We start from the raw sequence: 11,929 nt of genomic DNA, 5'->3' as shown, positions 1-11,929 counted from the left end.
TTAATAGTTAAACGAGAATATGGTGGAGTAATTTTACCGTTTATTTCTTGGTTGTGTTAGCTTAAATTTATCTATGTATAAAAAAGCGCTGTATACAGCACTTTTTAAAATGTGCATGAATTGTATCATTACTAACTAAATAACTATGCATGGTTGAATGTTGCTTCTTATTTAGCTAATTGTTATAAAGATCTATACAATTACTTATTTTTATTATTATTAATTTTTTCAGTGTATAGAACTTGCTCTTTATAGTGCTTCTTAATTGGGAAGTTATGTGTACCTGTGCCGTTCTTGAATTTTTTATCAATGGGGTTCTTTAGAGGAACTGTTGTAGTTTCAGTAAATTCATATGGGTAATTTATTTTAGATTTATCTTCAAACATGAAAATGCCTCCTTTTAGGATCTCCTAAATTCTTTACTATAACATGATATGCATATAGATATTTTTTGGACTAGTTATTTATATAGGTTAATGGAATTTAATTACATAACTACTGAAACATTTTAAAGGAAAACAATTTGAGAAAGAAATGGTATGAATAGCTGTTGGCTCCTATTGTTGTTTTTTTTGTTTGACAGCACAGTTAATTATGTATATAAATTCAATATAGATTGTTTTTATAATATGGTTTATATGGGGTTTTCTTGATAATATAATGTGGAATATTATAGTGTTATTAGGTTATTAGGAACATTTAATGCTGTTTCATAACTGAAAGGTAATTGAAAAAAAACTGAAACTTTTCTCATAAAAATTCAATCTAACTTGAAAAATGAAAGGAAAATGAAATTTTCCAAAAGATATTCTTTGTTAAGATAAAAAGCATACATACAAAAAGTATTGACATATCTTAAAAATGTATTTTCAAGATATAGTGGGGGAAAAGATGAGATTAGAAAAACAATTAATAAAAAAGATGTATTATGAAACATTCCTAATGGAGAATGAAACAAAACCAACTCTTGACGTACTTGGACAAGCTTATGTAAACGAAGAAAAAAATGAGATTTCTGATGGGTCTTATATTCGTTTTGCACAAGGTGAATTTTATTATCGTCATCAAGATTTTGAAGCAGCTATTTTTAAATGGGAGAAGGTTAGTAATGAATTAGCACCATGGGCACAAAAAAATATTGCGGATGCTTATTTCGAACTGAATCAGTTATCATTTGCTGAAAATATTTATACTTCTATTACTACTGATAATAAAATATTGATGACCGAAATTAGACTACAATTACTTTCTCTTTACATTGAGCAAAATAATTTTGACTCAGCTTTCGGTGTTATTAAAGAAGCAGTTTCTTTAAATCCTGATTATCCGAATGTCACAAAAATTGCCCGTTCCTTTTATGAGGAACAGCAAGATTTTGATAGTGCAGTAGAGCTTGCTGTGAATGAGTTAATTCGCATAGAATCGTATCCTTGGTTTGAGGTGTTAAAAGGATATATCGATAAAGGGTTTACTAAACATATTTCACCAGACTATTTTTATGATGCATTAGCTACATTAAATAATGTAGATCAAGTACAATTTACGCAAATGGTTTCATCACTCTGGAACAGTTATAAAAATGAAAAAAATTACTTATTGTGGCTTAACACAATAAATGAATTTTTCTTACATATTGAAATACATTCGTCCGATATATGGAACAAAGTTTCTGCTCTTTACGAAGAAACGTACTTTGCATTAATTCAAGGTCAATATACGCTTAGACAATTAAACGATATCATACCAAATCTGTTAGCAAATTGGTTAAAGGTAGTCAATCCATCTTATGCTGTATTTCCATCTGCAGCTGTATTGGCATGGGATGAGATTTTCCCTTCCAAAATAGATTCAGCAAATATAGAACATGCGGAAAACTTACTGTCACATTCTATTAATCATGTAAATGGCTTAGAGTACAGCTTACACCTTTTTGAATCTATTACACAGTGGGCACAAAAGCAGAATATAGAAATAGGTCACCGATTTAAATGGTTAGTTGACGAGCTCGCAGATTTAAGAACAAATCGTATTTTAGTAACGGGAACTTCAGGGAACGGAAAAACTACATTTATTAACTCTATATTAGGAGAAAATATATTAGAAAAATCAATTTCAAATGTAGTAGTTTTAAAAAATGATGCTCATATAGAAATAAACGCTATAACAGACTCAGCAATTACAACAACGGAAGATGTCTCTGATTACCATAATATGATGTCTCAGCACCATCAAACATATAGAGATAGAGCGTGTGTTGAATTTAAATTACCATGCAGATTTTTAAATGAAAATAAACTTACATTTGTAGTGACACCTGGCTTTAATAGGAATAACGACACTAGAGATGAGATATTCGAATATTTAAATTCTGTAGACGAATTACTGTTCGTATTGAATGCGGATTCACCTTTTACTGATAAAGAACGTGACATTCTATTAAGTATTCAAGAACATACGCCAAATTTACAAATTCATTTCTTATTAAATAAAATCGATAACATTTACAGTGAAGCAGAAGTGAAAAGGGTATTACATGATACGGCAACGAGAATAAACACATATTTCCCGTATGCGAGAATTTTCCCTTATTCCTCGTTATATACAAGTAGTCAACAATTAAATGATTTAACTGAGTTTATTCATTTTAACTTTAATCATAAACATATCGATGCAGAACGTACTGAAAAGTTATTATTTTTCATTCGAAAAACAATTACATATCTTTTGGATAAACGTGTTGAGAAAGAAAATAATCTGGTGGATGCTATTAATTGGAATGAAGATATGCTAGTGAAACTAAACGGTAGCATTAATAACCTTACTACATTTGAGAGGGAAAAAATTCATTTCATTACACAATCATATCGTTCAATGAAGACTGAAATTACAAATGATCTTACTGAAAATATTCCGAAGATATTAAAGAGCTGTTCTAATTTAATTAGTGAAGAAAGTGATTTCGGGCACATGGATACGGAACTAAATAAAGCAATGAATGAAAGAGTGCATAAATATTTAGAACAAACTGTGTTACCTAATCTGGCTCTTTCTATGCAAAATTGGATTGCAACTTCTAATAATGAGCTTCTTCAAAGTCAAACGTATTTAGAAGAACTTAGTGAAGGGCTTAATTCACTATTTGGAGAAAATAGAATACAGTTAGAATGTGACTTTAAAGTGCTTGATGACTGGCGCAGAGATACTGACAGGATGACGACTAGAATACAAATGGATGAAGTAAATATTTTACGTCGATTTACGCCAGCACAATTTTTACTGAAAAGTGCCGGTAAATTGTTTGGAGTTCTTCCTAAAAATAAATCTATGCTATATAACAAATACAAACAGTATGTAGAAAATGAAGATTATACTGAAGTAACGGCTTCTATTATGAAGAAATTTTTCTTGCAATTTGAGCTGTTTGAAAACACACAAGAGCGAGATATTAATATATTCTTTAGGAATCCATTTAACTCTTTAAAGCAAGCTGTAGAAAACACGCATTTAGAAATACAAGAAAAACAAGAGATATTACATAAGATGAAATCAAATCCTGAAATCTATCATGATTCTATCATGCTCTTTGAATTGAGATTGCGTCAATGTGAAGTAATTTTAAATATAGGTAATGATAATACCTATACGGATGTAGCTTTAGAAATAAGCGTAGAATAAAAGTAAAAAGGAGCAACTGTAATAAGTTGCTCCTTTTTCATATATAGATTATTTTTCTGTTTCTTTAATTTTAGTTTGTACTTCGCCAGTTTTAATTTTATTACTTTCTGAGAAGCGTAATAAATCGCCTTCAATAATTTTGTCAGACATTCGTAATTCATTTTGGGCACGTTTAATGAGGGCTTGAGCTTCTTTTTTTGGTAAATCTACAATTTCACCTGTTATACGGTCGTAGAAAGTGTTGTTTTTGTATGCATACTTATCTGTAACGAAGCTACCATCACGTAAAACAACAAAGCCAGTATATTCATCTGAAAACATATCATGGCCAAAACGAATATCATTCGTAGAATCAACACCTAATAAATTTAGAATAGTAGGTTTCATATCGATTTGTCCAGTAGGCTTTGAAATAGTTTGACCTTCTGTTTGTCCAGGAATATGAATATATAAAGGTGTACGTTGTAAATTTAAAGTATCAAATTCTGTTATTTGATCTTTTTCTAAAAACTGTGCCATTGCACGATTATGTTTTTCGGAAATACCATAATGATCACCGTATAACACAATAATAGAATCATCGTAAAGCCCCTCGGCCTTTAGACGTTCAATAAATTTTTTAATTGATTCGTCTAAGTAACGTGCTGTTACGATGTAACGATCAAATACGCCATTACCAGAGTTGTATGGTTCAATGAATTTTGTATCTTCATCATACGTAAATGGATAATGGTTTGTTAAAGTAAGGAAACGAGCATAGAATGGTTGATTAACAGTTTTTAATATATCTACTGATTGATCAAAGTATTCGATATCTTTTAATCCCCAATTTAAATTTGTTTCTGGTGTAATTTTGTAATCAAGCTCATTATAGTAACGATCATAACCAAGAGCAGAGTACATGATATTACGATTCCAAAATGTTGCGTTATTCGCATGAAATACAGAAGTGAAATAACCTTGCTGACGTAAAATTTCTGGAGTTGCAGTATAATCATTGTTACCGTGTGTAAAGAATACAGCTCCTCGATTTAATGGATACAACGACGTATCGATTAGAAATTCAGAATCAGATGTTTTCCCTTGACCAGTTTGATGGAAAAAGTTATCAAAGTAATAACTTTCATTTATGAATTCATTTAGGAATGGTGTAACTTCTTGCCCGTTCACTGATGCGCCTATTAAGAAGGTCTGCAAGGATTCAAGAGTGACGACAATTACGTTTTTTCCTTTCGCTGCACCAAACATATTAGGGTTTGGCTCGCTTTGATTTGCTTTTACGTAGTTTTCAGTTTCTTGTAATTTACTACTATCAGCAAGTGCTTTTTGTGACCCAGCTTTTACTTGCAGTGTTAAGTCATATACTTGGTGAGTATATAAGCCTAAATTTTTGACAAGCATGACTCGGTCGAATGATCTTGTTAATAATTCAGGGCGCTCTTTTTCTGCAAGATGTAGATTCGCAAAGAATACACCAATCGTTAAAAGAAAGTATAACAAGCGCGTAGAATGATTTACACGTTCTGTTTTAAAGACCAATGATTTCTTTTTTAATAAAATAAAGAAGAAAACAATGTCTACGAATGCGAGTATAATTTTGTAGTTTAATATTTCTATAATACTGCCGCCTAATTGGCCGAAGTTTGAGGTTTGTCCAAGTACTGGTAATGTAACGAAATCACTATAAAAATCATAGAACATTACATTTCCAACAAGCACGATTGTTAATAAGAAATTAATACAGAGCGCTATATAATTTCGCTTTTCACCAGTTGCAAATAATGCTAATCCAACAAATGCTAATGATGCGGCTAGAGGGCTAATAAACAAAATGAGCTCTTGCGTTGAAGACTCGATTTTTAAATCAAAACTGAATCGCGTAATAAGATATGTTTTTAACCATACCGCTAAAGCCATTATTATAACAAAACTTATATTTTGCATTTGTAAATTTATTTTGTTCTTCATTTTTACACCTTCTTTATATAATTTATTTAACTAAAGTTATATATTATGTTTTTATAACTATTAGAGTGTAATGAACCATTTAGACTTTGTTTTCTAAAGGGAATAATTTGAAGTATTCATATATATACAATGGGGATTTTTAAAGCGTAGTAGCATAAATATAACTCTTTTTGAGAAACGGGCAGAACAAGTCATAGTTGTAGTGAAATTGACTTATAGACATCCTACCATATTAAACACTATGATGATGTTACAAAATATCGAACAAATAAAAGTGAAAATGGATAGAGACTTTTAAAACTGTTGACATTCAATTTATTAGAATTGAATGTCAATCGTTTTAAATATACAGTTATATTACATATGTATTTTGTAAAATCCCGATTTTTTGTCGGTTAATTATTAGCAGGGAAGGATAGGGGTTTTATTAATATAATTTTACTATATGTAAGTAAAGTGTTTTGAAATTGAAAATATTTGACTGACATTTTAATGATAGAAATTAAATGTCAGATAAGTACTTTCCAACATACAGACCACTTGCAGCTGCTTGAGATAATGAATGCGTAACGCCTGAACAATCTCCAATTAAAAATAGCCCATGTATACTAGTTTCAAAATGATTATTAATTTTTATCGTAGGAGCATAGAACTTTCCATCAATTCCATATAGTAAAGTATGTTGATCAATAGGTTCTTGTATAAATTGTTCTAAACGTAATAAAAATTCTTTGAGCCCTTCAATATATAATTGAGGAATTTCTTGATTCAAATCTCCATAATCCCCCTGTAGTGTAGGCTGTATACGGCTATGTTCCATGATGTTTTCCACCGTAGGTTGTTTCTTTAGTAAGTCCTCTAAGCGCTGTATAACAATCCGATCTCGTCCTTGGTTAATGCCTTTAATAATTGAACTTGCGTATACATTTGCTTCTTTGAGAGTTGGAAAATAGCTAGGAATAAATAAAGTGAAATTTAAATTAGAAGTGCCAGTTCCTTGCTCTCGAAAATTTTGACCGTCAGGCATAACTAAACCTTCTTCGTACTTTCGAATGATGCGTCCTTTTGGATTCATACAGTAAGTAGTTGCTGTGAAATGCTCACCTTGATAAGAAAGTTTTGTTTCAAAAGTATCTTTTAATATAGAACGTAATTGATGTTCTTTCATTTCTACTCTAATTCCTAAATCTACACGTGTTTGCTCCTGAGAAATATTTAGGGAACTGCACATTTCTTTTAACCAATCGGCCCCAGAGCGCCCAGTTGCAAATACTAGTTGCGTAGTTTGAACTGTTCCTTGATTTGTATCTATTGTAAAATGATCTTCCTGTTTCAGAATATGTTGTACATCTATATGAAATTGGATCTTTATTTTCGTCAGTAAAAATTCATAGAGCTGCTGAAAAATGTTACTGGAAAGTGTAGTACCAAGATGTCTTACTTCTGTTGTTAGCATTTGTAAACCACACGCTTCAGCTCTCTTAGTGAGACTTGAATTTTCAGTAGAATATTTTGAAACCGAACTTCCACCAAACTGACATAGAATTTCATCTACTTCAGCCATGAGTTGTATAAAACCCTCTTTACCGACTTTTTTCTCAAGTTCTCCGCCAAATCCGTTTGTATAATTAAATTTCCCTTCAGATTTGCCTAAACCACCAAACCCAAAATATTTATCACATGTAGTACAATTACACACTTTTCCTTCGTCTAAAGGACAATGGCGATCTTCTAGCGCTTTACCTTTATCAAGAATTAAAACTTTTTTGTTACCTTTAGCTAGTGAATAAGCCATAAAAATGCTACTTACTCCAGCGCCGATAATCGTAACATCATACATATTCTTCCACCTGCTAACGAATAGTTTGTTTTTTATTTTTCTAGTGTATAACAATTTTATGAAGTTAAGAAATAGCTTTTATTAATAAAGTGGGAGTTTTTGAACTTGATGCTTTATTAATTTCTACGAGTGGTGGAGTAAATACAAAAATTTTTATTTGAAAGAAGAAACAGTTTAAAAAATAACTATGTCATATGATTAATAACATCTTACATAGAAAAAAACAGACCTTTTAAGTGAAGAGGTCTGTTAATGATTTTAAATCTTATTTAGCAAACACATGATTACCAATTACTGCTACTGTTTGACGTGTCGTAATCCACTTGTCCGTTGATGTTTTTGGATTGTAGAAATAAATCCAGTCTGAATCTACTCCATTTGTGGAGATAGCCTCTTCTACAGCCATTTTTGCTTCTGCACTTGCAGGTTGATTAATTCTTCCATCTGTAACAGGAGTAAATGCATATCCGTATTTAATAGGTTCATAAATAACGCCTGTTATTGTATTTGGAAAACCTTTTGCATTTACACGATTTAGTATAACTTTGGCTACTGCTACTTTTCCTTTATAGGATTCGCCACCTGCTTCAGCGGTAACTAAGCGTGCCATTAAGTCTTTTTCTTTTTTTGAAATACTTGAGTTGATTTTTAAATGTTGTCCTGTATAAAGCTTGTTTCCGACTGTATTGTTCATTTGTTTTATAGATTGGACAGTGACATTGTAACGCTTTGCTATCGTTTCTAATGAATCTCCCGGTTGTACTTGATAAATAATTTGTTCAGAAATGTTCGCAGGCTTGGAATTTTGAGGAACAGTGATTTCATTTGATTTCACGGACCCTGGAATATGTAACTGTTCGCCAATAAAGGTTTTATCGTTTCCTTTATTATTAGCCTGTTTAATGGATTGTATTGAAACTCCGTATTGTTTACTAATGCCCCAAAGTGTATCGTTCTTTTTTACTGTATGAATGGTAGAAGCTTCAGCTGTACTTTGACTACATACGAATGTAATTGCGGCCGCAGATAAAGGAATTATATGTTTTAGTTTTAGTAATTTCATTGTAAATCCTCCTAAGAAAAAATTAAGGTGAAACGATTAAGTAATGTAGTTTGAAATGTGTATATGCGTAATATATTAATGTAAGTATATTAGCACATATAAAATAAATAATCACTATAAGTTTCATATTCGTTTAGTGTAGAGTCAGAATATGAAATATTGCATATGAAAATACATTGAAGTTCATATTTCTGATTACTATAATCTATTTAGTAGAAAGGGAATACGTTATAGAATTAATCATTATAGATTAATATAATGATTAATAATTATTAATAGGAGGATTGATGTAATGAAAATATTTCAAAAAATGTGTGCGTCAACTGTAATCATTACAACACTTTTAGGAACAGGAGGCACTATCAATAGTGTATATGCTGATTCTATAGAACAGCAGAGTAAATTAGGGATAGAACAAGAAACAGATAAGCAAATCATTGTAAAATTTAAAGCGGATTTGGATTTGCCATATGAAGATGGTATTGAAAAACAAATACAATCTCAAACGAATGATAAAGTAATAAAAGATCTTTTGACAGAATATCCAGATGTAACATTTACTCGTTTATTCACATCTGTAAGCCCGGAACAAATACAAAACCTTGAAGTGAAAGCACCTAATCATGTATCTACAAGTCTATTAAACTACTATATTCTTCAAAATCAAAATAGTGGGTATGAAGAAGAAATAGTAGATAAGTTAAAGGCATCTTCTTTAATAGAAGATGCGTATATGAAGAAACAAGAGAAAATAATGCCACCTGAAGTGCAATCATCAAGTGTAGCTCTTAATCCTAATAACAATCCTAGATTTAAAAAACAAGGTTATCTTGAAGCAGCCCCATACGGTATTAATGCGCCTTTCGCCTGGGGAATTCAAGGCGGTAATGGAAATGGTATTACTTTTGTTGATATGGAATACGGATGGCTATTAAATCATGAGGATTTATTACATCAAAATATTGAATTAATGTCTGGAAGAAATATAGATCAGCATGTCGGTCATGGGACGTCTGTACTAGGAATTGTATCCTCTGAGGACAATGAAGTCGGGAATATTGGGATTGCGCCAAAAGCGAAAGCAAAGGTTATCTCTCAAATAAGAGATAACGGACAGTATAATACGGCTGATGCAATATTAAGCGCTGTAAATCAGTTAGAAGCTGGGGATGTTTTATTATTAGAGGCGCAAGCATCCTTTGATGGATATGGTGATAAATATTTACCTGTTGAAGTACAACCAGATATTTTTGATGCAATTCGTGCTGGTACAGATAAAGGGATTGTAATTATAGAGGCTGGAGCAAATGGGTGGAATGATTTAGACCAGTTCAAAGATAGAAAAGGTAAGCAAGTCTTAAATCGTAATAGTAAAGATTTTAAAGATTCGGGTGCAATTATGGTAGGCGCTGGCTCTTCATCTTTCCCTCATGAACGTATGTGGTTTTCGAATTATGGAAGCCGTATTGATGTGTACGGATGGGGAGAAAATGTAGATACAACTACAGCTGAACAAAGTAGAAGTGCTGTAAATCTTTATACTTCAAGCTTTAGCGGAACATCTAGTGCTTCGCCAATTATTGCTGGGGCAGCGACTTTAGTACAAAGCATTGCTAAAGAAAATTTAGGACAACCATATAGACCTAGTGAACTAAGAGCAATATTAAGCAACCAGAGCACAGGAACAAAATCTAAAGATCCATATGCAGATAAAATTGGTGTTTTACCAGATTTGAAGTCTATACTAGTAAACTTAGGCTATGAACAAAGAAAACCAAACGGTGGGAATGAATTACAAGTAACAGAAAATGAACCAAATAATGAGCCTAGACAGGCAAATAAAGTTAACTTTCATACACCGGTGAAAGGAACGCTACATAATAGTGATAGAGTAGATGTATTTACTTTCCAAATTGACTCGCCGGAAAATATTAATATTTCTCTACTAAATGAACAAAATATCGGAATGACATGGGTACTTCATCATGAATCAGATTTAAATAACTATGTAGCATATGGTGAAAATGAAGGCAATGTAGTTAAAGGAACTTATAATGCAAAGCCAGGTAAATATTATTTATACGTCTATAAATATGAGAATAAAGATGGTTCATACGTATTGAACATAAAATAAGTAAAAGGAACTTCAGATGAAGTTCCTTTAAATTTTTCTAATTTAGTATATGTGAATGATTTTTTAACTTTACTTCTATGCAATATTTCATATTGATGAAATGTTATTTATTTTTTCTGAACTAGCTTATATTATATTCAATAAGTTTGATATAAAAACAGAAAAAGAGAGGGATAATAATGAGCAATAAGAAGTTAATTTTGAAATTATTCATATGTAGTACAATATTTATCACATTTGTATTTGCTTTACATGATAAGAGAGTAGTTGCAGCTAGCTCTGTTAATGAGCTTGAAAATTGGTCGAAATGGATGCAACCTATACCTGATAATATCCCGTTAGCACGAATTTCAATTCCAGGAACACACGATAGTGGGACGTTCAAGTTGCAAAATCCGATTAAGCAAGTATGGGGAATGACGCAAGAATATGATTTTCGCTATCAAATGGACCATGGAGCTCGCATTTTTGATATAAGAGGACGTTTAACAGATGATAATACGATAGTTCTTCATCATGGGCCATTATATCTTTATGTAACACTGCATGAATTCATAAACGAAGCGAAACAATTTTTAAGAGATAACCCGAGTGAAACGATTATTATGTCTTTAAAAAAAGAGTATGAGGATATGAAAGGGGCAGAAGATTCATTTAGTAGTACGTTTGAAAAAAATTATTTTGTTGATCCTATCTTTTTAAAAACAGAAGGAAATATAAAACTTGGAGATGCTCGTGGGAAAATTGTACTACTAAAAAGATATAGTGGTAGTAATGAATCTGGAGGATATAATAATTTTTATTGGCCAGATAATGAGACGTTTACCACAACTGTAAATCAAAATGTAAATGTAACAGTACAAGATAAATATAAAGTGAGTTATGATGAGAAAGTAAAATCTATTAAAGATACAATGAATGAAACGATGAACAATAGCGAGGATTTAAATCATCTATATATAAATTTTACAAGCTTGTCTTCTGGTGGTACAGCATGGAATAGTCCATATTACTATGCCTCTTATATAAATCCTGAAATTGCAAACCATATAAAACAAAAGAATCCTGCGAGAGTAGGCTGGGTAATTCAAGACTACATAAATGAAAAGTGGTCACCATTATTGTATCAAGAAGTTATAAGAGCGAATAAGTCATTAATAAAAGAATAAAGATGATGAGAGTGAGAAGCGATAAAATATATCGCTTCTTATTTCTTTTCCAATAACCAACAATATAAATTGTACTTTTA

The 11,929-nt window shown here is 31.4% G+C and carries 7 protein-coding genes; 3 read left to right on the top strand and 4 right to left on the bottom strand.

Annotated features, from left to right (window positions below):
* Window positions 1-200 precede the first annotated feature (200 nt).
* A complete protein-coding gene (locus ACTL4X_RS19105; RefSeq protein ID WP_000461138.1) occupies window positions 201-386 on the bottom strand; it encodes a hypothetical protein in 186 nt (61 codons plus the stop codon).
* Between the two features lie 505 nt (window positions 387-891).
* On the opposite strand from ACTL4X_RS19105, the gene ACTL4X_RS19100 reads away from it, so the two are divergent.
* On the top strand, window positions 892-3,675 hold the full coding sequence (locus ACTL4X_RS19100) for a dynamin family protein (protein ID WP_086400999.1): 2,784 nt from the start codon (window positions 892-894) through the stop codon (window positions 3,673-3,675).
* 48 nt (window positions 3,676-3,723) lie between these two features.
* On the opposite strand, the gene ACTL4X_RS19095 is transcribed toward ACTL4X_RS19100, so the two are convergent.
* From ACTL4X_RS19095 to ACTL4X_RS19085, 3 genes are all read right to left on the bottom strand, one after another.
* Window positions 3,724-5,643: an LTA synthase family protein gene (locus ACTL4X_RS19095; RefSeq protein ID WP_000791023.1), complete on the bottom strand. Its 1,920-nt coding sequence runs from the start codon at window positions 5,641-5,643 to the stop codon at window positions 3,724-3,726.
* Window positions 5,644-6,145: 502 nt separating this feature from the next.
* Window positions 6,146-7,483 (bottom strand): NAD(P)/FAD-dependent oxidoreductase, encoded by a 1,338-nt coding sequence (locus ACTL4X_RS19090; protein ID WP_441394941.1) that lies wholly within the window; start codon window positions 7,481-7,483, stop codon window positions 6,146-6,148.
* A gap of 265 nt (window positions 7,484-7,748) precedes the next feature.
* Window positions 7,749-8,546 (bottom strand): cell wall hydrolase, encoded by a 798-nt coding sequence (locus tag ACTL4X_RS19085; RefSeq protein ID WP_098214146.1) that lies wholly within the window; start codon window positions 8,544-8,546, stop codon window positions 7,749-7,751.
* A gap of 292 nt (window positions 8,547-8,838) precedes the next feature.
* Here ACTL4X_RS19085 and ACTL4X_RS19080 point away from each other — a divergent pair, with 292 nt between their 5' ends.
* Both ACTL4X_RS19080 and plcA read left to right on the top strand, forming a co-directional pair.
* Window positions 8,839-10,680, top strand: coding sequence for a S8 family peptidase (locus tag ACTL4X_RS19080; RefSeq protein WP_000689198.1), 1,842 nt, complete (start codon window positions 8,839-8,841; stop codon window positions 10,678-10,680).
* 179 nt (window positions 10,681-10,859) lie between these two features.
* Complete coding sequence (gene plcA, locus ACTL4X_RS19075; RefSeq protein WP_000066298.1) at window positions 10,860-11,849, top strand: phosphatidylinositol diacylglycerol-lyase; 990 nt, start codon at window positions 10,860-10,862, stop codon at window positions 11,847-11,849.
* The last annotated feature ends 80 nt before the right edge of the window (window positions 11,850-11,929 follow it).

Source organism: Bacillus sp. RE35 (assembly GCF_052146655.1).
Lineage (GTDB): Bacteria > Bacillota > Bacilli > Bacillales > Bacillaceae_G > Bacillus_A > Bacillus_A cereus.
This window is presented reverse-complemented; position numbering and strand designations above follow the sequence as displayed.